This is a genomic window from Thiomonas sp. OC7 (assembly GCF_900634595.1).
Taxonomy (GTDB): domain Bacteria; phylum Pseudomonadota; class Gammaproteobacteria; order Burkholderiales; family Burkholderiaceae_C; genus Thiomonas; species Thiomonas arsenitoxydans.
Window position 1 is genome coordinate 2,915,871 of sequence record NZ_LR131953.1, and the last position, 20,681, is coordinate 2,936,551.

At 67.0% G+C, this 20,681-nt stretch carries 19 protein-coding genes; 8 read left to right on the forward strand and 11 right to left on the reverse strand.

What is annotated here, in order from left to right; translation table 11 throughout:
* Positions 1 to 6 precede the first annotated feature (6 nt).
* The 4 genes from BIO17B3_RS13960 to BIO17B3_RS13975 form a co-directional block, all read right to left on the reverse strand.
* Positions 7 to 1,221, reverse strand: a complete 1,215-nt coding sequence (locus BIO17B3_RS13960; RefSeq protein WP_156054494.1) for a patatin-like phospholipase family protein — start codon at positions 1,219 to 1,221, stop codon at positions 7 to 9.
* Between the two features lie 12 nt (positions 1,222 to 1,233).
* Positions 1,234 to 2,025: a 3-hydroxybutyrate dehydrogenase gene (locus BIO17B3_RS13965; protein WP_156054495.1), complete on the reverse strand. Its 792-nt coding sequence runs from the start codon at positions 2,023 to 2,025 to the stop codon at positions 1,234 to 1,236.
* A 150-nt stretch (positions 2,026 to 2,175) separates the two neighbouring features.
* The gene (locus BIO17B3_RS13970) at positions 2,176 to 3,546 is read right to left on the reverse strand and encodes an ATP-binding protein (RefSeq protein ID WP_156054496.1); all 1,371 of its coding nucleotides are present in this window, start codon (positions 3,544 to 3,546) and stop codon (positions 2,176 to 2,178) included.
* Positions 3,543 to 4,319, reverse strand: coding sequence for a response regulator (locus tag BIO17B3_RS13975; RefSeq protein ID WP_156054497.1), 777 nt, complete (start codon positions 4,317 to 4,319; stop codon positions 3,543 to 3,545). The genes BIO17B3_RS13970 and BIO17B3_RS13975 overlap by 4 nt, the downstream gene beginning before the upstream one ends.
* Positions 4,320 to 4,415: 96 nt before the next feature.
* Between BIO17B3_RS13975 and BIO17B3_RS13980 the strand changes: the two genes are divergently transcribed.
* The 4 genes from BIO17B3_RS13980 to BIO17B3_RS13995 all read left to right on the forward strand — a co-directional run bounded on the left by BIO17B3_RS13980 (position 4,416) and on the right by BIO17B3_RS13995 (position 8,581).
* Positions 4,416 to 5,645 (forward strand): MFS transporter, encoded by a 1,230-nt coding sequence (locus BIO17B3_RS13980; RefSeq protein ID WP_156054498.1) that lies wholly within the window; start codon positions 4,416 to 4,418, stop codon positions 5,643 to 5,645.
* The gene (locus BIO17B3_RS13985) at positions 5,642 to 6,622 is read left to right on the forward strand and encodes a quinone oxidoreductase (protein WP_156054499.1); all 981 of its coding nucleotides are present in this window, start codon (positions 5,642 to 5,644) and stop codon (positions 6,620 to 6,622) included. Before BIO17B3_RS13980 ends, BIO17B3_RS13985 begins: the two co-directional genes overlap by 4 nt.
* 82 nt (positions 6,623 to 6,704) lie before the next feature.
* A complete protein-coding gene (locus BIO17B3_RS13990; protein WP_156054500.1) occupies positions 6,705 to 8,021 on the forward strand; it encodes an ATP-binding protein in 1,317 nt (438 codons plus the stop codon).
* Positions 8,018 to 8,581 (forward strand): response regulator transcription factor, encoded by a 564-nt coding sequence (locus tag BIO17B3_RS13995; RefSeq protein ID WP_156054501.1) that lies wholly within the window; start codon positions 8,018 to 8,020, stop codon positions 8,579 to 8,581. Before BIO17B3_RS13990 ends, BIO17B3_RS13995 begins: the two co-directional genes overlap by 4 nt.
* Positions 8,582 to 8,609: 28 nt before the next feature.
* On the opposite strand, the gene egtD is transcribed toward BIO17B3_RS13995, so the two are convergent.
* The 6 genes from egtD to BIO17B3_RS14025 form a co-directional block, all read right to left on the reverse strand.
* Positions 8,610 to 9,587, reverse strand: coding sequence for an L-histidine N(alpha)-methyltransferase (gene egtD, locus BIO17B3_RS14000; protein ID WP_156054502.1), 978 nt, complete (start codon positions 9,585 to 9,587; stop codon positions 8,610 to 8,612).
* Between the two features lie 17 nt (positions 9,588 to 9,604).
* On the reverse strand, positions 9,605 to 10,915 hold the full coding sequence (gene egtB / locus BIO17B3_RS14005; protein ID WP_156054503.1) for an ergothioneine biosynthesis protein EgtB: 1,311 nt from the start codon (positions 10,913 to 10,915) through the stop codon (positions 9,605 to 9,607).
* 97 nt (positions 10,916 to 11,012) lie between these two features.
* Positions 11,013 to 11,864 (reverse strand): fumarylacetoacetate hydrolase family protein, encoded by an 852-nt coding sequence (locus BIO17B3_RS14010; protein WP_156054504.1) that lies wholly within the window; start codon positions 11,862 to 11,864, stop codon positions 11,013 to 11,015.
* A gap of 11 nt (positions 11,865 to 11,875) precedes the next feature.
* Positions 11,876 to 12,568 (reverse strand): glutathione S-transferase N-terminal domain-containing protein, encoded by a 693-nt coding sequence (locus tag BIO17B3_RS14015; protein WP_156054505.1) that lies wholly within the window; start codon positions 12,566 to 12,568, stop codon positions 11,876 to 11,878.
* A gap of 81 nt (positions 12,569 to 12,649) precedes the next feature.
* A complete protein-coding gene (locus tag BIO17B3_RS14020; protein WP_156054506.1) occupies positions 12,650 to 13,867 on the reverse strand; it encodes an acyl-CoA dehydrogenase family protein in 1,218 nt (405 codons plus the stop codon).
* 18 nt (positions 13,868 to 13,885) lie between these two features.
* A complete protein-coding gene (locus tag BIO17B3_RS14025) occupies positions 13,886 to 14,548 on the reverse strand; it encodes an enoyl-CoA hydratase-related protein (protein ID WP_013122435.1) in 663 nt (220 codons plus the stop codon).
* A 321-nt stretch (positions 14,549 to 14,869) separates the two neighbouring features.
* Here BIO17B3_RS14025 and BIO17B3_RS14030 point away from each other — a divergent pair, with 321 nt between their 5' ends.
* Positions 14,870 to 16,801, forward strand: a complete 1,932-nt coding sequence (locus BIO17B3_RS14030; RefSeq protein WP_232054300.1) for a hypothetical protein — start codon at positions 14,870 to 14,872, stop codon at positions 16,799 to 16,801.
* 24 nt (positions 16,802 to 16,825) lie between these two features.
* On the opposite strand, the gene BIO17B3_RS14035 is transcribed toward BIO17B3_RS14030, so the two are convergent.
* The gene (locus BIO17B3_RS14035; protein ID WP_156054508.1) at positions 16,826 to 18,292 is read right to left on the reverse strand and encodes a DEAD/DEAH box helicase; all 1,467 of its coding nucleotides are present in this window, start codon (positions 18,290 to 18,292) and stop codon (positions 16,826 to 16,828) included.
* A 290-nt stretch (positions 18,293 to 18,582) separates the two neighbouring features.
* On the opposite strand from BIO17B3_RS14035, the gene BIO17B3_RS14040 reads away from it, so the two are divergent.
* From BIO17B3_RS14040 to BIO17B3_RS14050, 3 genes are read left to right on the forward strand one after another with little or no spacing between them, the layout of a single operon-like run.
* Positions 18,583 to 19,554 carry a DnaJ C-terminal domain-containing protein gene (locus tag BIO17B3_RS14040; protein WP_156054509.1) on the forward strand — a complete coding sequence of 324 codons (972 nt, stop codon included), beginning with the start codon at positions 18,583 to 18,585 and terminating at the stop codon, positions 19,552 to 19,554.
* Positions 19,551 to 19,871, forward strand: a complete 321-nt coding sequence (locus BIO17B3_RS14045) for a chaperone modulator CbpM (protein ID WP_013104944.1) — start codon at positions 19,551 to 19,553, stop codon at positions 19,869 to 19,871. Before BIO17B3_RS14040 ends, BIO17B3_RS14045 begins: the two co-directional genes overlap by 4 nt.
* Positions 19,871 to 20,608, forward strand: a complete 738-nt coding sequence (locus BIO17B3_RS14050; protein ID WP_156054510.1) for a hypothetical protein — start codon at positions 19,871 to 19,873, stop codon at positions 20,606 to 20,608. Before BIO17B3_RS14045 ends, BIO17B3_RS14050 begins: the two co-directional genes overlap by 1 nt.
* The last annotated feature ends 73 nt before the right edge of the window (positions 20,609 to 20,681 follow it).

Consider the following 20,681-nt stretch of genomic DNA (forward strand, 5'->3'; position numbering starts at 1 on the left):
AACGACTCAGGCCTGCGTGTGCACGTCGTGGGTGACGAAGCCCTGCTCGGCGCTGGGCAGAGCGAACCAGTCCGGGTGGTCGAGGGTGCGGTGCATGTCGTCGAGACCGCTTTGCCAGTGCGAGCGCATTTCGGCGCGGCCGAAGGCGTAGTCCTTGCCCTGACCGTCGAAGGCTTTGTCGCGGTAGATCAGGTGGATGACGTTGTAGCGTTTGTCCTGCGCCATTTCCTGCACCTGCTCGCACAACGCGTCGCGTTTGTCGAGCGGAATGCGCTGCAGCAAATCGCGCAGAATGCGACGCTGCTGCTGCGCCCGCTGAAGGGTGGAGGTGATGATGCGCGTGCGGCTGGAAAACTGGATGTCTTTTTGCCGCTCGGCCACGTCGAGCAGGGTTTTGGGCACCTCGCCCGCCGCGCTCCATAGATCGACCTGGAACACCAGGGTGTGGTGGCTGGGATGGCCGCCCAGCACCTGCGACAAGGGCGTGTTCGACACCAGCCCGCCGTCCCAGTAGAACTCGCCGTCGATCTCCACCGCCGGAAAACCCGGCGGCAGCGCGCCCGAGGCCATGATGTGCTCGGGACCGAGCCGCATCTCGGCGCTGTCGAACACCACCTGGTTGCCGTTGCGCACATTCACCGCGCCCACGCTGATGCGGGTTTCGCCGCTGTTGAGCCGGTCGAAATCGACCAGCTTTTCCAGTGTGTCGCGCAGCGGCGCGGTGTCGTAAAAACTGGCCTTCGCCGGGTTGTTGCCGCCCAGCGGCCAGCGCGGCAGAAAAAAGCCCCGCTGACCTTCGAGTATGGCGCGAAGTCCCTGCATGACCGCAAGCTGGGGTTGCAGGGGTTCGGGAATCCAGGCCAGCGCGGCGCCGTGTTCCCAGGGCAGGGTGGGCAGCAGCGGCTGCTGCGTGACAGTTTCCCAGAACGTGCGCAAGGCGGCAGCGCGTTGGCCCGGCGGGTTGCCCGCAATCAGCGCCGCGTTGATGGAGCCGATGGAAATACCGGCCACCCAGTGCGGATGCACGCCGCAGTCTTCCAGCGCCTCCACCACGCCGCATTGGTAGGCGCCCAGCGCCCCGCCGCCTTGAAGCACCAAGGCGATGCGGTCGTAATGCCGCACCTGCGCCAGCACGGCATCCGCGCGGCAGGACGGCGCGGGTTCGGCGGGCTTTGCCTGAGTTTGGGTGCGCTGCGCGCGGCGGCTGGTGGCGGTCGTCATGACTTGCGCCTTTTAGTTCATGCACCAGCCGTGGCTGGCGACGATGGACTGGCCGGTGAGTGCGGCCGTGGGGAAGGCGGCCAGGAACAGCGCGAGATTGGCGATGTCGGCGGTGGTGGTGAACTCGCCATCCACCGTGTCTTTGAGCATCACGTTTTTAATCACCTCGTCTTCGGTGATGTTCAACTCTTTGGCCTGCTCGGGAATCTGCTTTTCCACCAGCGGGGTACGCACGAAGCCCGGGCAGATGACGTGCGAGCGCACGCCCTTGGGCCCGCCTTCCTTGGCCAGCACCCGTGCCAGCCCCAGCAGGCCGTGCTTGGCGGTGACGTAGGCGCTCTTGAGCTTGCTGGCCTCGTGCGAATGCACCGAGCCCATGTAAATCACCACGCCGCCTTTCTTGGCATACATGCCCGGCAGCACCGCCTTGGTGGTGAGAAAGGCGCCGTCGAGGTGGATGGCGAGCAGCTTTTTCCAATCGGCGAAGGCGAAGTCTTCGATGGGATTGACGATCTGGATGCCGGCGTTCGACACCAGAATGTCCACCGGGCCGAAGGCCTTGGCGACCGCCGCGCAGCCGGCGTTCACTTGCGCTTCGTCGGTCACGTTCATCGCCACGCCCATGGCCTTGCCGCCGGCCTTATTGATGGCTTCGGCGGTGGCGTTGGCGGCGTCGAGGTTCAGGTCGGCAATGGCGACTTTGGCGCCCGCCTTGGCATAGGTTTCGGCAATCTCCTTGCCGATGCCGCTGGCGGCGCCGGTGATGATGGCGGTTTTGTCCTTGAGGCTGAGTTGCATGGTCATGGGGGTCTCCTGAGTGGAAAGTAGCTAGGCAAGCGGGTCAGCGAGCCGATTGAAACGCAATTGCTGCAACGCGGCAAGCGCGGCGGCGTCTTGTTTAAAGACTCGGTGATGGGCCTTAACCTGGACTGAAGCCCGCCAAGCGACGTTTTTTCAGCGCGGGAGCGTGGGCCCTGCGGGCGCAAAAATTACCCGCACCCGCAGCCCGCCCAGTGGGGAGGTGTCGAGTTCGATGCGGGCGTCGCAGCGTTCGGCCACGCTGCGCACGATGGCCAGACCCAGGCCGCTGCCGCCGGGGGGGGCGTTTTCGCGGCGATAGAAGCGGTCGAACACGCGATCGCGGTCTTCGGGCGGAATGCCGGGGCCGGAGTCGTCCACTTCGAGCACGGCCATGCGTCGGGGTGCGGCTGTGCCGTCGGTTGCTTGCGCGGCGGGTGGCGCGGGCTGCATTTCGCAGCGCACCCGCACGTCCACCCGGCCGCCCGTGGGGGTGTAGCGCAGGGCGTTGTCCACCAGGTTGCGCACCAGAATGCGCAGGCCGCTGGCCGGGGCGAGCACGGTGCAGTCTTCGGCGTCTTCCATCCCGGCGTCCACGCCGCGGGTCTGGGCGAGTTCGGCGGTGTCGGACAGGGCCAGGCGCGCGGTGTCGAGCAGGCTCACAGCGGTGAGCGCCTCTTCGGCGCCCGACTCGTTGCGCGCCAGCAGCAGCAGTTGTTCGACCAGATGGCTGGCGCGGTCGATGCCGCTTTCCAGCCGGGCCAGCGCCACGCCGCGCTGGGCGTCGTCGTGCGCGCGGCCGAGCATTTGCACCTGCACCTTGAGCGCGGCCAGCGGCGAGCGCAGTTCATGCGCGGCGTCGGCCACAAACATGCGCTGGGTATCGAAGGCCTGCCGAGTGCGCGAGAACAGGCCGTTCATCGCGCGCACCACGGGCTGCATTTCGCTGATCACGGGGTGCGGGTCGAGCGGGTCGAAGCTGGTGGCGGCGCGGTTCTCCAGCTCGCGCGACAGATCGCTCAGCGGTCGCAGCGAGCGTCGCACCACCCACGCAACGGCCAGCAGCAGCAGCGGCGCGATGACGGCCATCGGCCAGATGGAACGCAGCGCGAAGCCCAGCGCCAACGCCTGCCGCGTGGCGGTGCTCTGGCCGACCTGAATGGTGCGCCCCCCGGCCTGCATGGAATAGACGCGCCACTGCTCGCCGCCAACCTGCACATTGGTGTAGCCCAGCACGGCCTGGCTGGGCAGATCGCTGCGTGGGCGCGAGACGTAAATGCGTTTGCCATCGGGCGCCCAGACCTGAACGACATAGTCCACATCGTTGCCCGCGCTGACATTGGGGCCGAAACCGGGCAGGCCCATATCGCCGCTGGCGAGGCTGAGCGCGAGTTGCTGCAGGTGATAGTCGAACACCGCGTCGGCCTCGTTCATGGCGTTGCGGAACACGGCCACCGCCTGCACCAGAGCGGCCAGGGTGACGGCCACTGAGAGCAGCAGCAGCAGGCGGGCGCGCAGGGATTTCAATCGCCGCCCCCATCGCCGCCACCATCTCCGCCATCTCCGCCATCGTCAACGCTATCGGCTTCTGGCGTGTGGCTGCCGTTACCGCCGCCATCACGGCTCGGGCTTGCAGGCGCGGGCTCCTTGGCGATCATGTAGCCCATGCCGCGGATGTTGCGGATGAGGTCTGCGCCGAGCTTTTTGCGCAGGCTGTGAACGTACACCTCCACCGCGTTGCTCGAAATCTCGTCCTTCCAGCTATAGAGTTTTTCTTCGAGCTGGGCGCGCGACAGAATCATGCCGGGGCGGGCGATCAGCGCTTCGAGCACGGCCCACTCTCGCTGCGACAGGGCGACTGGCTCGCCGTCGAGCAGGGCTTCGTGGGTGGCCGGGTTCAGGCTGATGCGGCCGTAGCTGAACACCGGCTCGGCCCGCCCCGCCGCCCGGCGCAGCAGCGCGCGGATGCGGGCGGAGAGTTCGTCGAGGTCGTAGGGTTTGAGCACATAGTCGTCGGCTCCGGCGTCGAGCCCGGCGATGCGCGCCGAGACGGCGTCGCGCGCGGTGGCGATGAGCACCGGGGTGGTTTCGCGCCGGGTGCGCAGCGCCTTGAGTACGGCGATGCCGTCCATCTTGGGCAGGCCCAGATCGAGCAGCACCAGGTCGTACTGCTCGGTGCGCAGCGCCGAGTCGGCCACGGCGCCGTCGCGCACCCAGTCCACCGCGTAGCCCTCGCCGCGCAAGGCGTCGAGCACGCTTTCGCCGATCATCACATCATCTTCAACTAGGAGCAGGCGCATGGGGCTGGATTGCAAATGGATACAGACCAGACTTTAGCGGCAGGCGCTTAGACTGCGCTTAACGCCCGGCACAGGGCCACTCACCACAAATTCCGCATGCAACTCCCTTCTGATCCAACAAGCAGCCGCTTGCCCCGCACCGTGTGGATGCTGGGTTTGGTCAGCCTGTTCATGGACATGTCGTCCGAACTCATCCACGCCCTGCTGCCGGTTTACATGACCACGGTGCTGGGGCTGAGCGTGCTCAGTGTCGGGGTGGTCGAGGGCATCGCCGAGGCCACGGCGTCGATGCTCAAGGTGGTGTCTGGGGTGTGGTCGGACAAGATCGGTTCGCGCAAATGGCTGGCGGTGGCGGGCTATGGCCTGTCGGCGCTGACCAAGCCGCTGTTTCCGCTGGCTTCGGGCGCGGGCGAGGTGATCGCGGCGCGCTTCATCGACCGTATCGGCAAGGGCATCCGCGGCGCGCCGCGCGACGCGCTGGTGGCCGACGCCACGCCGCCCGCGCTGCGCAATGCCGCCTACGGCCTGCGGCAAAGTCTCGATACCGTGGGCGCGGTGCTTGGGCCGCTGGCGGCCATCGGCTTGCTGGCGGTGTATGCCGACAACCTGCGGCTGGTGCTTTGGTTCGGGGTGATTCCGGCAGTCATCGCGGTGGCGATTCTGGCTTTGGGCGTGCGTGAACCGCGCCGGGTTCAGGCTGGCGTGGCGGCGGCCAAGGCGGGTAAGAAGGGCATGGACTGGCGCGCGGCGCGCGAGCTGCCGCCAGCATTCTGGCAGGTCGTCAGCCTGGCCGCGCTGTTCACCCTGGCGCGGCTGACCGAGGCGTTTCTGGTGCTGCGCGGCGACCAGATCGGCGTGTCGGTGGTGTGGATCGCGCTGGTCACGCTGGTGCTGTCGCTGGCCTACGCGCTTTCGGCCTACCCGGTGGGTCTGCTGGCGGCGCGCTGGGGGCGCAAGCGGCTGTTCGGCCTGGGGCTGGCGGTGCTGGCGGCTGCCATGTTGTTGCTCGGCGGCGTGCTGCCGCTGGGAATGCCCGGGTTCTGGCTGGGGGTTGCGCTGTGGGGGCTGCACATGGGGCTCACGCAGGGATTACTCTCCGCAGCCGTGGCCGAAGCCGCGCCGCCGCAACTGCGCGGCACCGCGTTCGGTCTGTATCACCTGACCATCGGGCTGATGCAATTGCTCGCGGCCATCGGCGCCGGCTGGCTGTGGCAGACCATCGGCGCGGCGGCCCTGTTCACCTTGGCCGCGGCATTGGCCTTGCTGTGCCTGCCCGCACTGTGGCTGTGGCTGCACGAACAACCCACGACAAAGGAAGAGACATGACGACGACCCACGCGATCCGGTTCGATCAACACGGCGGCCCCGAAGTGCTGCAATGGCGCGAGCAAGAACTGGCCGATCCCGGCCCGGGGCAGGTGCTGCTGCGCCAGGAAGCCATCGGGCTGAATTTCATCGACGTGTATCACCGCACCGGCCTGTATCCGCAGCCGCTGCCGGGCAGTCTGGGTGGCGAGGCCGCCGGGGTGATCGAGGCGGTGGGGCCGGGGGTGGAGGGCTTTGCGGTGGGCGACCGCGTGGGCTATTGCACCGGCGCGCCCGGCGCGTATGCGCAGCGCCGCATCGTGCCTGCGGCGCCGCTGATCAAACTGCCCGACGACATCGCTTTCGAGGTGGCTGCAGCCAGCCTGCTCAAAGGGCTGACGGCGTATTACCTGCTGCACCGCACGCGCGCGCTCAAGGCCGGGGATGTGGCGCTGTTTCACGCCGCCGCCGGCGGGGTCGGGCTGATTGCGGGGCAGATGGCACGGGCGCTGGGCGCCACGCTCATCGGCACGGCGGGCTCAGTGGCGAAATGCGCGCTGGCGCTGGAAAACGGCTACGCCCACGCCATCGACTATGTGCAGGACGATTTCGTCGCCCGGGTCAAAGACCTCACCGCAGGACGCGGCGTGCCGGTGGTCTATGACTCAATTGGCCGCGACACCTGGGAGCGTTCGCTCGCCTGCCTGCAGCCCTTCGGCCTGATGTTGAGCTTCGGCAATGCCTCGGGAGCCGTGCCGCCGATCAAGCTCACCGACCTGGCAGCAGCCGGTTCGCTCTATGTCACCCGCCCCACGCTGGGCACGCATATGGCCGATCCGGTGGTGAAGCAGCAAATGGCCGATGCGCTGTTCGCCCTGATTCGCAGCGGGCAGGTGAAGATTCACATCAACCAGCGCTACCCGCTGGCCGAGGCGGCGCAGGCCCATCGCGATCTCGAAGCCCGCAAGACCATCGGCTCGACGGTGCTGCTGCCGTAACAGGCTCGGGTTCTCCCTGCGGCAGTGCGTCGCAGGGAGAACCGCGTACTGGCGTGCCGCAAGGGCTTCCTAAAATGGCGACATGCCGCTGTCCTCCCGTATTCCGCGTTTGCCCCTTGCCGATCAGGGAGCGCAAGCTTCTTTGTCGGCTTCGCCACATCTGCCTGCTGTCACCCTGACCCGACTGCTCGCGGCGCGCGTGGCCATGCTGATGGCCGAGTTGGCGGTGCTGCCCTGGGCGCATCACTTCCTCGACATCACCTGGCCGGTCTACAAAGTGCTGGGGCTGATCGGCCTTCAGGCGGCCCTCGGCGTCTTGCTGTGGTGGCAGATTCGCAGCCGCCGCGGCTTGGGCGCCTTCGGCGGTTTCGTCCACCTGCTGGCCGATGCCCTCATTCTTGCCCTGCTGGTGTATTGGAGCGGCGGCGAGGTCAACCCCATCATCTCCCTGCTGCTGATACCGCTCGTCCTGAGTGCGGTGGCTTTGCCCTGGTTCTATGTCTGGGCCATGACGGCGGTGGTCATCACGCTTTACTCGTTGGTGTCATTCTTCCCCACCCCGTTGACCGAGGCCTGCGGGGTCGCGACCGGCATGCTCGGCGAGCATCTGACGGGCATGTGGGGCAACTTTCTCATCACGGCGCTGCTGGTGGCGGCGGTGGTGGCGCGTCTGGCTTCAGCCTTGCGTGAGCGCGAAATCGAACTGGCCCGCAGCCGTGAAGTCGGTCTGCGCGACCAGCATCTGTTCGCGCTAGGCATGCAGGCCGCCGCCGCTGCGCATGAACTCGCCACGCCCGTGTCCACCCTGGCGATGACGGTGGACGATCTGCAGGCCGACTACGCGGGCGACGATGAACTCGGGCCCCAACTGCAGCGCATGCAGGCGCAGGTGGCGCAGATCCGCACCGTGCTTGGTCACATCACCGCGGCAGCCGGCGCCGCGCGCAGCCGCAGCGACCAGACCGAAACGCTGGCGCACTGGCTGGAGCAAACGCTGGAGCACTGGCACCTCATGCGACCGCAGTCGCAGGCGGGGCTCGCACTGCGCAGCGCAGGCTCACCCCCGGTGCTGCGGGTGGATGCGGGTCTGAACGCCGCACTGGTGAGTCTGCTCAACAACGCCGCCGACGCCAGCCCCGACGCGGTGGAAGTCGAGGCCGACTGGGACGCGACCAGTCTGCGCGTGCATGTGCTCGACCGCGGCCCCGGTCTGTCGGATGATCGGCTGGCGCGGGCAGGCTACGATTTCGTCAGTACCAAGGGCGAGACGCGCGGCCTCGGGCTGGCCTTGGCCCGCGCCGGGATCGAGCGCCTCGGTGGCACGCTCACCGTGGCACGACGCGCGGGCGGCGGGCTGAGCGCCACGCTGCAATGGCCGCGCCTCGATCCAACTCAATGAATGGCAAACCGATGAATCTGTTGCTGGTCGAAGATGACGCCGCGCTGGCTGCCGCCACGCGCAATTCCATGGAACGGCGCGGTATTTCCGTGTGGCATGCCGATTCTGCGCCCGCCGCGCGCGCGCTCATCGGTACGGCGGCGTTCGACGCAGCGGTGCTCGATCTGCGCCTGCCCGGCGATAGCGGTCTGACGCTGATTGCGCCGCTGCGCGAGGCCTATCCCGACCTGCGCATCCTGCTGCTGACCGGCTACGCCAGCATCGCCACCGCGGTCGATGCCATCAAGCTCGGTGCGACCAACTATCTGCCCAAGCCGGCGACGGTGAGCGACATCCTCGCCGCGCTGGAACAAGACGAACCCGAGGCCGACCGGGCCGTGGCCGCCCAGCCGCTGCCGGTCGATCGGCTGGAGTGGGAGCACATCCAGAAAGTGCTGGCCGAGCACGACGGCAATATCTCCGCCACCGCCCGCGCGCTGCAGATGCACCGCCGCACCCTGCAGCGCAAGCTGCTCAAGCATCCGGTGCGCGAAGCGCCGGGCGACGCAGAGCCGCGTTGACGCGGTGGGGGCATCCGGGCGAACCGCGTCACCGCTGCAGCCAGTGCAGCGCAACATCCGTATCGGCGGCGAGCCAGTGTTTCTGCGGCGTCCACCCCGCCGATTGCGCCAGGCGCTGAAACATCGCCACAGGATATTTGTAGGAATTTTCGGTGTGCAGAGTCTCGCCTTCTGCAAAGGTGAAGCTCTGCCCGAGCAGGCGCACGGTCTGCGGCCGGGGGCTGAGCAGATGCATCTCGATGCGGCTGTGCGCGGGGTCGAAGCGGGCCACATGCCGGAACGCCTGCGCATTGAAATCAGCGCCGAGTTCGCGGTTGATGCGGGTGAGCAGATTGCGGTTGAACGCCGCCGTTACGCCGCGGGCGTCGTCATACGCGGGAATGAGTTTGGCCTTGTCCTGCGTGCCGTCCACGCCGACGAGCAAATGCGCGCCGGGGCCGAGAAATTGCGCCGCGCCATGCAGAAAGCGCACCGCCTGCTCCGGGGTGAAGTTGCCGATGGTCGAGCCGGGAAAAAAGCCGATGCGCGGCTGCTGCCGCACGTCGGCCTCCAGCGCGGCGGGCCAGTGCAGCGGGGCGGTGAAATCGGCTTCCAGCGCATGCACATCCAGCTGGGGAAAACGCAGTTGCAGCCCGCGCACCGACTGGCGCAGAAAGTCGCCGCTGATGTCGATGGCGGTGTAGCTCGCGGGGGCGTTCAGGGCGCCCAGCAGCAAGGGGGTTTTACGGCTGGAGCCACTGCCGAATTCGATGACGGCCGCGCCAGCGGGTAGTTGGGCAAACTCGTCGTGCAGGTTGCGCAGCAGCGCGGTTTCGCTGCGGGTGAGGTAGTACTCGTTCAGCTCGGTGATCTGCTCGAACAGCTCCGAGCCGCGGTGGTCGTAGAACCAGGTGGAGGGAATGCGTTTGGGATGCGCGCTCAGGCCTTCGAGCACTTGCGTGGCGAACTCGGGGTTGAGGTCGGGCAAGTCGGGCGGGTGCAGGACGGTGGCGGTCTGCGCAGGCATCGGCGATCCTTTCTGTATCAGGCCCGCGCCAGCCGCAGCCCGGTGAATTGCCAGCGCTGGTGGGGGTAAAAAAAGTTGCGATAGGTCGGGCGGATATGGCCTGGCGGCGTGGCGCAGGAGCCGCCGCGCAGCACCATCTGGCCGCTCATGAATTTGCCGTTGTATTCGCCCACGGCGCCGGGCGCCGGGTGAAAGCCGGGGTAGGGCAGGTAGGCGCTGGCCGTCCATTCCCACACGCCGCCCCAGAGGGTCTGCAGGCCGTCGGTGGCTAGGTCATCAGCGGGCAGGGGAAGTCGCCACGGGTGATCGGCGAATTGCGCGGGCGTCGCGCTCGACAGGGGCTGGCGGCGCGCGGCGGCTTCCCACTCGAACTCGGTCGGCAAACGCGCGCCGGCCCAGCGGGCGTAGGCATCGGCTTCGTAAAAACTGAGGTGAGTCACGGGCGCCTGCGGCAGCAGGGGCTGCAGGCCGTGCAGGGTCATGGCCTGGGTGTGAAAGCCATCGCCGTGCGTCTGCCAGTAGGCGGGCGCGCGAATGTTCTGTTCTTGCACCCAGCGCCAGCCGTCGGCCAGCCAGAGAGCGGGTGTGGCGTAGCCGTCGTCGGCGATGAAGTCGAGCCAGTCGGCGTTGCACACCGGGCGGTGCGCCAGGGCGTAGTCGTCCAGCCAGACGCGGTGGCGCGGGCCTTCGTTGTCGAAGGCGAAGCGTTCGTCGGCATGGCCGATGTCGGTCAGACCGCCGGTAAAACTCACCCAGCGCGCCGGTGCCGGGTTCTGCGCTGCGGGCATGGGGCCGGGAGCGGCGCGATACGTGGGGTGCAGCGGGTTTTGCGCAAACAGATGCAGCAGATCGGTGAGCAGCAGTTCCTGATGCTGCTGCTCGTGGTGCAGCCCAAGCTCGAGCAAAGAGGCCGGGGCGGCCTCGCGCGTCAGACGTTGCAGCGCCGCATCGACATGGGCGCGAAAGGCCAGAATCTGTTCGAGCGGCGGCCGGGTGAGCAGGCCGCGCTGCGGGCGCGGGTGGCGTGGCCCAACGGTGTCGTAATACGAGTTGAAGAGATAGCGGAAGGCCGGATCGAACACGCGGTAACCCGGCAGATGCGGCGCGAGGATGAACTCCTCGAAAAACCAGGTGGTGTGCGCCAGATGCCATTTGGCCGGGCTGGCGTCGGGCATGGACTGCACGGTGCAGTCGGCATCGCTCAGCCCCTGCACCAGCGCCACGCTGCGCGCGCGGGTGTGCAGCACCGCTTGCAAAAGATGGTCATGCGGGTGCTCATGCGAATGGTCATGCGCGTGCAGCGGCAAGGCCAGATCGAGTGTCGGCATGGCAACGCCCTCCAGGGTGAAGCTCAAGAATAGCCGCAGGGGATGAACTTCGCCGCGCAGGTCTCTGCGCAGGTCACCACGCAGGCTGCGGTGCCGGTCACAGCGGACGCCGCGGAGCAGGGCGGATCTCCTGCCGCTGCGTGCCGAGTTGTGGGCTGCCGAGCGTGACCACATCGCCGGGCTGCAGATAACGCGGCGGCTTGCGGCCCATGCCCACGCCGGGCGGCGTGCCGGTGGCGATGAGGTCGCCGGGCAGCAGGGTCATGTAGCGGCTGAGATAGGCGACGAGGTAGGCCACGCCGAAAATCATGTCGCGCGTGTTGCCGGTCTGCATGCGCTCACCGTTCACGTCGAGCCAGAGGTCGATGTTCTGCGGATCGGCGATCTCGTCGCGGCTGACCAGCCAGGGGCCTATCGGGCCGAAGGTGTCGCAGCCTTTGCCCAGATTCCACTGGCTGCCCTGTTCGAGCTGATAGGCGCGCTCGGACACGTCGTTGACCAGGCAATACCCGGCCACGTGTTTGAGCGCATCGGCCTCGCGCACAAAGCGCGTCTCGCGCCCGATGACCACGCCGAGTTCGACTTCCCAATCGAGCTTGTGCGCCCCGGGCGGGCGCAGCACCGCATCGTTCGGGCCGCTGACGCAGGTCGTCCACTTGTTGAACACAATGGGCGAGGTCGGGATGGCCATGCGCGCCTCGTTGGCATGGTCGCGGTAGTTCAGACCGATGGCGATGAACTTGCTGATGCCGACGAAGGGCACGCCCAGCCGGGGCTTGCCGCCCACCAGCGGCAGGCTTTCAGCGTCGATGCCGCGCAGCGCCCGGGGTCGGCCGAAGACGCTGGCGTCGATCTCGTCGACGATGCCGCCGAGGCTGCGCAGGCGGCCCTGCGCGTCGATCAGGCCGGGCTGCTCTTGGCCGTTGCGGCCGTAGCGGACGAACTTCATGACGAGCTCCTTCAGCGGCGCTGGTATTGGGTGCTGCCGAACAACTGTTCGCGCGCGGTGGCGTCCATCTCGGCCGGGCGCACGTCGGTCAGCACTAGCACCCCGCGCTGCACCGCGGGCCGCGCGGCGATGGCGTCGAACCAGCGCTTGGCATGCGCAAACTCGGCCCAGTCTATGCCCTGATTGGCGGCGCTGCGACACCACGGAAAGGTGGCGATGTCGGCGATGGTGTAGTCGTCACCGGCCAGATAAGGCTGCGACGCCAGCCGCCGGTCGAGCACGCCGTAGAGCCGGTGCGCCTCGTTGGTATAGCGGGCGATGGCGTAGTCGATTTTCTCGGGGGCGTACTGGCGGAAGTGGTGCGCCTGGCCGAGCATGGGGCCGATGCTGCCCATCTGCCACATCAACCATTCGAGCGTGGCGATGCGCGCCCGCGGCCCTGTGCCCAGAAAGCGGCCGGTCTTCTCGGCCAGATAAAGGAGGATGGCGCCCGACTCGAACACGCTGATGGGCTGGCCATCCGGGCCGTCGCTATCGATCAGGGCGGGAATCTTGTTGTTCGGGCTGATGGCGAGAAAGTCGGGCGCAAACTGTTCGCCGCGGCCGATGTTCACGCCGTGCACCCGGTAGGGCAGGCCGAGTTCTTCGAGCAGGATGTGGATTTTGTGGCCGTTGGGGGTGGCCCAGGAGTAGAGGTCGATCATGGCGGGAGGCGCCGTCTGTGCGGCGAGGTGAACCGGTGCGCCTCATTGTGCGACGTTTGCCGCCTTGCTGCAGGCGCTCGTTCAGCGCAGCAGTTCGCCCTGGGCGATCTGGGCGTGGAGCACCTCGATGGGCGGGGTGAGTTGCTGCATCAGCCGCAGTTGCGCGGACAGACCGGCCAGGGGCAGGCTGTCGTCGAGCGCGTCGGCCTCGTGCGCGAGGATGCTCCATTGCACCGCATCCACCGCCAGCGGCAGGGACAGGCTTTGCAGCATGGCGAGTTCCTGCGGGGGCAGGTGGCTGTCGTTCTGGTCCATCTGCCAGGCGCTGCGCCGCGCCAGCATGCGGGTGGTGTCCAGCCCGGTGCGGGTGCGGGCGATGCGCTGCTGCCAGACCGGGTGATGCACCGCGAGCTGTTCGCCGATGCGTCGGGTTTGCAGCCGGGCGATCAGCAGATCGAGTGCGCGCTCCGCCGCGCCCAGACACCACAGCGCATCGTGCAGGCCGACGATGCGCTGGCGGACCTGCAGAATCTCCAGTCCCTGTCCCGGCTGGCCCAACACATGATGGATGGGCACGCGCGCGTTTTCGAATGACACTTCGGCCAAGGCCTTCTGCGCCGTACCCCAGCCCTGCAAGTGCCGACCGAGCTGCACGCCATCGGTCTTGAGCGGCACGAGCAGCACGCTGAACTGGCGATGCAGGGCCGCCTGCGCATCGGTGCGGCACAGCACCAGCAGGCTGGCGGTGCGCGGGTCCAGCAGGCCTTGCACCCAGGTTTTTTGACCGCTCAGGCGCCAGGAATTGCCGTCTTGCGTGGCGTGGCACTGCAGCGAGTCCGGGCTGTGCAGCTCGGCGTCGGGCTCGGCGGCGGCCCAGGCGCTGCGGGTCTCGGCGCGCAGCAGCGGGTCGAGCCAGGCATCTTTCAGCGCTTCGCTGCCGTAGCTGTCGAGCAACTGCATGTTTCCCGCGTCGGGCTGGGCGCTGTTGAACACCTCGGCTGCCCAGGGGATGTGGCCCATGGCTTCGAACATCGGCGCGTATTCCCAATGGCTCAACCCCTGGCTGGCGCGGGGGGAGATGGGCAGAAACAGATTCCACAGCCCCGCCAGTTGGGCCTTCTGGCGGAGGGGGGCGAGTAGCGGGCCGACAGCGTCCTGCGGCCCGGTCGCGCTCAGGCGCAGGGCGGCGTTGATGGCGCCTTCCTGCGGCAGCACCACGGTGTGCATGAATCGGTGCAGCCGGGTTTGCAGGGTGCTGACGCGCGGCGAAGGCGCGGTTTCGACCGATCTGGGCGGCATGGGAGCGTTCACACCCTCTCAGTCGAGCGGCGGCAGGATCTGGCTGGCCAGATGAACGTGCAGGGCGCTGGCGTAGCTCGGCGCATTGGGCAGCACTTTGCGCGGCCCGCCCGAAGCGCCGGGAATGGCTTCGACCAGTTGCAGTGCGGTCTGCAGCGCATCGGTAGGTCGGCACAGGCGGTTGACCACGCCGAGCTGGTGCAGCCGAGCCGCGCCGAGCCCCAGACCGGGCAGCGCGGCCTCGTTGCACGCGGGCCGCGGCAGCAGTTGGGCGGCCAGCCATTGCGCGCCGCCCACGTCGCTCTCGGGTAGCAGGGGGTCGATCAGCTGGAACTGGGCGTTGTCGGCCGCGACGAGCAGATCGCAGGCCAGCGCCAGCGCGGCTCCGGCGCCACGCGCCTGGCCTTCGACCGCTGCGACCACCAGCGGTTCGCAATCGCGCAGGGCGAGGATGCAATCGTGCAAGGCGTCAAGTGCGCTGGTGTCGTGCAGGCCGCTGCAGAAGTGATGTTCGCTTCCGGTGAGCACCACGGCGCGGATCTCGCCATCACGTTGCGCCGTGGTGAGCGCCTCCAGCGCGGCCGAGCAGAGCGCGGCGCTCAGGGCGTTGCGGCTTTCGGGGTGGTGCAGGCGCAGCACGAGGCTGTCGCCCTGTCGTTCGGCTCGGAGTTCGGCGCTCATGCGGAGAGGGTGGGGCCAGATATGCAAGCATCATATTCAGCTCGCCATGCGCGGCCGGGGACTGTGGGGTGTTTCCCACAGAAAATCAGGCGATTGTTAATTTTTTCACACCCTTTTCATCTGGATTTTGTTGGCGCCAATTGGAATGAAAGCTGCGTGATACATTGCTTTCGAATTATTCGACACATTTTGATGTCGGCCCTTATTTGCGCTGCAATGCCCTCAGTTTTCCGCCGTTTCGCCTCTTTTTTCACGACTTGCAATGGCCTGCGCTTGTGCTTGCGGCCCTGGATGGTTGCGGTCGGGCTCGCGGCGCAGTTCGTGACTCCAGCGCAGGCGCTGATGATCGGCGCCCCGCAAACGCGCGCCGAACTCGGCCGTACCCTGCAGATGACGATTCCGGTGCATCTCGATGCGCAGGAGTCCTTGCCGCTGTCGTGCGTGCAGGCCCAGGCGCAATCGGGCGAGTTTGGCGGCGGGGTGGGGGCGCTGGCGATCACTTCGAAGCCGTCGGCTGACGGTCTGACTTTGTTACTGCGCAGCCAGCAAGCGCTGCGCGAGCCGATTCTGATCGTGCGTCTGCACCTGGCCTGCCAGTACCAACGCACCCAGGTTTATACCTTGCTGGTCGATCCGCCGACGCCCGAATTGCCGATGGTCGCAGGCAGTGCGGTTGGCAATTCTTCTGCGGGGCAGACGCCGTCCAGCGAGGTTGCGGCGCCAGCGCAAACGCCGGGGTCACGTCAGTCGCCGTCTGAGGCGCCAGTCGTGAAAAAGGCCGCGCCGAAAGCTGAACGCCCGAAGGCGCCCGTGTCAGCGCGGCAAGAGCTTGCGCGCCACGAAGGGCATGAACCCGCCAAAGCGAAGGTGGAGCGCCGCCGGGCTGAGCCCCTCAAGGCGCCGCCCGCGCCGGTTCATGCAGGCAACCGACTCGAACTCGATGATTTCAACGCGGCCGACTTCGCCGCTGTGCCGCAACTGCGTCTAGCGACCGCGCTTCCCGCGACTGTGCCCGCCCTCAGCGCCGAGCAGCGCAGCCAGCTCAATCAACTGCGCCAGCTCATCATGGACGCGACCGCTGCCCCGGGCGAGGCCCAGCCGACCCTGCAGCAGATCAACGCTCTGCAGGACCGGGCGAATGTGCTGCAACGGCAGTTCGAGCAAGCCTCACAGCAGTTGCAGCAGTCGCAGACCGAGCTGGCCCAGACGAGGGCGCAGCGCTATTCCGCCAGCCTGGTGTACGCCCTGGTCGCGGCGCTGATCGCGCTCGCGCTGCTGAGTTTCTGGCTGTGGCGGCGCGGTGCCGATCCGGGTCTGTCGCGCAGCCCCTTCGAGTCAGCCCCTGTGAGCCACCGGGTTGCGGCGGAACCCGAGCGGGCCGCCTCTGCTCAGGCGCCCACCGTGGCCATGACCTCGATGTCGGTGCAGGCCAGCACCATCGCGCCAGCCGTTCTGCCTTTTGGTCTGGCCCCGCTGGTGGACGGCCGACCTTTGCAGCCCGAAATCGACGCGCCCTCTCTCCAATCCGCCAAAGCGGGCCAATGGGGAGACTCGGGAGACTCCGGAATCGACTGGGATTCGCGCTTCATGCAGCCCATGAGCCAGGACAAGCAGGTGCATGTCGATGAGATGATGGACGCCGGGCATCTGGCCGAATACTTCATCGAAACCGGCGACGAAGACCGCGCCATGGCCCTGCTCGAAGAATCGCTCGACGACAGTGCCAGCGACAGCTTCGCGCTGCCCTATCTGCTGCTGTTCGATCTGTACCGCAAGCATGGGCGCAAGGCCGAATTCGAGTCGCTCTACAGCCGCTTTCAGCGTCGCTTCAACGTGGCCGTGCCGCCTTGGGAGGCGGATGCCGATGCCTTGCGGCAATCGCAGGGCCGCGATCTGATGGATTACGACCGTGCGATGAAACTCATCACCATGACCTGGGGCGAACCGCAGATCGTGAACGCGCTCGAGCGCATGTTGCTCGACGACCCGCATCAACACCGCATGGGTTTCGAGCTGGCGGCCTACCGCGATCTGCTGATGTTGTACGCAGTCGCGCGTGACCGCTTTCCTGAAGGCATGCCCGCCACCGAGGTGGAGCATGTGGAACTGGCGACTCTCTCAGAACCGCCACATCTCGATCTGGACTTCGAGTTGCCGCTGGAGCCGCAGACTTCAAAGGCTGAGCCTGTCGAACCCGACTCGTCGCAATTCAAGCTTCTTCCCCGCGAGGGCGGCGAGCAGAAAGAGGCTTGACCTTCTTCGCTTAGCCGAATCGGCTTATTTCGGATCGCTTCCGCCCAGCAGGGCGGCGATTTTGCGTCGCGGGCGGATGTTTGAGGACGTCGAGCGCACGCCGCTTGCGGATGAGGCCGATGCGGCCTCCCAAACCGGCTGGGCATTCGGGTCGGCCTCATAGGGTTTGTCAAACCAGGGGTCCTGCCGCGAAGATCGTGAAACGCGTGCAGGCACCGGCGCCGAGGAGCCGATTTCGCCCGGCAGTGCACGAGGCGCACGCGCGCTGCGGTGTTCCCGCGTCTCGTCCGCATCGCGGCGCGGCCGAGGCGCGCGCTCAAGCGATACGGTCTGCTTTTCAAACTGACGTTTGATCAGCTTCTCAATATCGGCCAGAGAGCGCGCGTCGCGCGCCGTTGCCAGGGTAATGGCCAGGCCGGAGGCGCCGGCGCGACCCGTGCGGCCGATGCGGTGCACATAGTCTTCGGCGCTGAAGGGCACGTCGTAATTCACCACACCGGGTAGTTCGGCAATGTCGAGTCCGCGCGCGGCCACGTCGGTGGCGACCAGCGCCTGGATCTCGCCGCGCTTGAAGGCCTCCAGCGTGGTGAGGCGTTCGGCCTGCGATTTATCGCCGTGCATGGCTGCGGCCTTGATGCCGTCGCGCTCCAGCAAGCGGGTCAGTCGGCCGGCGCCGAGGCGGCTGTTGACGAACACGATCACCTGCGGCAGCGGGTTGTCGCGCAGCAGTTGCACCAGGGTGGCGCGCTTGTCGTCTTCTTCCACCTGATAGACGCGCTGCTCCACATTGGTCGCGGTCGCGTTGGGGCGGGCCACTTCGACCAGCAGCGGGTTTTGCAAATAGCTCTGCGCCAGTCGCTTGATCTCTGTGGAGAACGTGGCCGAGAACAGCAGGGTGGTGCGCTGTTTGGGCAAAAAGCCGAGGATGCGCTGCAGGTCGGGCAGGAAGCCGATGTCGAGCATGCGGTCGGCCTCGTCGAGCACCACGAATTGCACCTGGCCCAGGTTGACGGTCTTGGCTTCGAGGTGGTCGAGCAGGCGCCCGGGCGTGGCTACCAACAGATCGACCCCGGTGCGCAGCTCGGCCTTCTGCGGCGCCATATCCATGCCGCCGAACACGCAGGCGCAACGCAGCGGCGTGTGCTTGGCATAGGCCTTGAGATTGGTGTAGACCTGATCGGCCAGCTCGCGCGTGGGTGCCAGCATCAGCGCGCGCACCGGGTGGCGCGCCGGCGACACGCTGGTCGACGCCAGCGGCAGGAGCTGCTGCAGGATGGGCAGGGAGAACGCGGCGGTCTTGCCGGTACCGGTCTGCGCGGCGCCCATGATGTCGCGCCCATCCAGCAACAGCGGAATGGCCTTGGCCTGGATGGGTGTGAGTTTTTCGTAGCCCATATCGCTGACGGCGCGCAGAATGCGCGCGTCCAGCGCCAGGTCGGAAAAGCGTTCAGGCTGAGGAGTGTCTTCGGTCGGGGTTGTCGTGGTGTTCATCCGTGCGGTGTGTGATGGCGGCGATGGAAAATTGAGCAGCCGGACATCAGTTGAAACCGGCTCGGGCGTTGACGGCGTCAACGGGCGGGCACCCTGACCCGCGCAGAGTTCCGCCTGGGGATTTGCAGGACAAAGCCTGCCGCAGCGGATTCACTCTCTTCCATTCTAGGCGAGCAAGACGGTCGTGGTTGCGAGGCACCGATGCGGTGGAAAATAGCGCTCAGCGTTTTGCAAATTCAGATTCCGTCCCCACTTCATCACAAAATTCATTTTCCGCACAGGAACGCACGATGGACTACAAGGATTACTACAAGGTCATGGGCGTGGAGCGCAGCGCGACGCAAGACGAAATCAAGCGCGCCTACCGCAAGCTCGCTCGCAAATACCACCCGGACGTGAACAAGGAAGCCGGTTCCGAGGCCAAGTTCAAGGAATTGGGCGAGGCCTACGAGGTGCTCAAAGACCCGGAAAAGCGCGCGGCCTACGATCAGCTCGGCAGCAACTGGCGCGCCGGTCAAGACTTTCAGCCGCCGCCAGACTGGGGCGCGGGCTTCGAGCAGCGCGGCGGCATGCCGGGCAACGAGGCCGATTTCAGCGACTTTTTCGAGGCCCTGTTCGCGCGCAGCGCAGGCGGCGCGCGGCGCGCGGGGGCGGGCCAGGGCGGGCCGGGAGCCCAAGGCATGCACCTGCGTGGGCAGGATCACCATGCGCAAATCCTCATCGATCTGGAAGACGCCTACCGGGGCGCGACCCGAACGCTCAACCTTCGCATGCCCGAAGTCGATGCGCAGGGCCATGTGGTGACGCGCGAGCGCACTCTGCGGGTGCAGATTCCCAAAGGGGTGCGCGCCGGTCAGCACATCCGTCTGGTGGGGCAGGGCGCGCCGGGTGAGGGTGGCGCGGGCGATCTTTATCTGGAAATCGGCTTCAACCCCCACGGGCTCTACCGCGTGGAAGGGCGCGACGTGTTCATCGACCTGCCGCTGGCGCCGTGGGAAGCGGCGCTGGGCGCTGAAGTCAATGTGCCCACGCCTGACGGCAAGGTCGCGCTCAAAATTCCCCCGGCCACCGGCAGCGGGCGTCGCTTGCGGCTCAAGGGCCGCGGCATCCCCGGGGCTACGCCGGGTGATCTGTATGTGGTCGCGCAAGTGGCGCTGCCCCCGGCGGATACCGAGGCCGCACGCTCGGCTTACCGTCGTCAGCAGGAAGATTTTCCCGCTTTCAACCCGCGCGCCGCGCTGTACCAAGGAGCTCAATCATGAACGCCCCCTCGAACGCGAATGCCGCGCCCTTGGTCGGCGTGGTGCTGGAAGAACAGATCGACATCACGGTCGACCAGGTCTGTGCCCTTTGCCGGGTGGAGCGTACGCAGATCGTGCATCTGGTCGAAGAGGGCGTGATCGATCCGATGCAGCCCGCAAGCGCCGTGGCGCAATGGCGCTTCAGTGGCGAGGCGCTGGCACGGGCTCGCCGCGCGGTGCGGCTGCAGCGCGAGCTGGAACTCAATCCCGCCGCCGCTGCCCTGGTGCTCGATTTGCTCGACGAAATCGCTGCCTTGCGCGAGGCGCTGCGCCGCTGATGGCGCGGCAAGCTCGCTTTTGCCGCCCCGGACGGGCGCATCTGGTGCGATTGCAGGCCGCGCCCGGCGCTTCGCCTCTGGCGACGTCGGCCCAGCGCGATCTGTTTGTGTTGTGGATGGCGCAGGGGCTGAGTCTGGCTTCGGTGCGGCTGCATGGCTATGCCGTGTTGCCCGAAGCGGTGCTGTTGCTGCTCTCGCCGCAGAGCGCTGCCGACCTTTCGCACTATGTCCAGGGGCTGGCGCGGCGTGCGAGTCGCGCGCGGGCCACGGCGTCGGCGGAATCGGCCGGGGCGTCGCCGCCCATTCGGCGCGCACCGGCCTGGGCCGGACGGTTTCAGAGCGCGCTGGTGCAACCCGGCGTTTGGGAGCTGGCCGCGATGGTGTGGATCGACCGCGCGGCAGACCGCGCCGACTTGGCCGGTGCCGCCGCCTGGCCCTGGAGCAGTCTGGCGGCGCATTGCGGCGAGGTGCCATCAGGCGGTGCACGACCTCCGCTGCTTTCGGCGCCAGACGCTTACTGGCAACTGGGCAACACGCCCTTTGCCCGCGAGGCTACCTACCGCGAGCGCTTGGCGCACGGCGTCGCGCCGCCGCAATGCCAGGCGCTGGAGACCGCGTTGCGCAGCGGCCTCGCAGTGGGTGATGCGGCGTTTCTGACGGAGTTGGAGTCTGAGAGTGGGCGACGGCTGGCTCCTGCCCGTCGGGGGCGTCCGCGCATGAAAGTTGCTCGTGATTAGCCCGCCTCAGTGAGAATAATCTGTCCCTTTTTATTTTTATCGATTTCAAGTTCTCCTATTTAATAGGGACAGA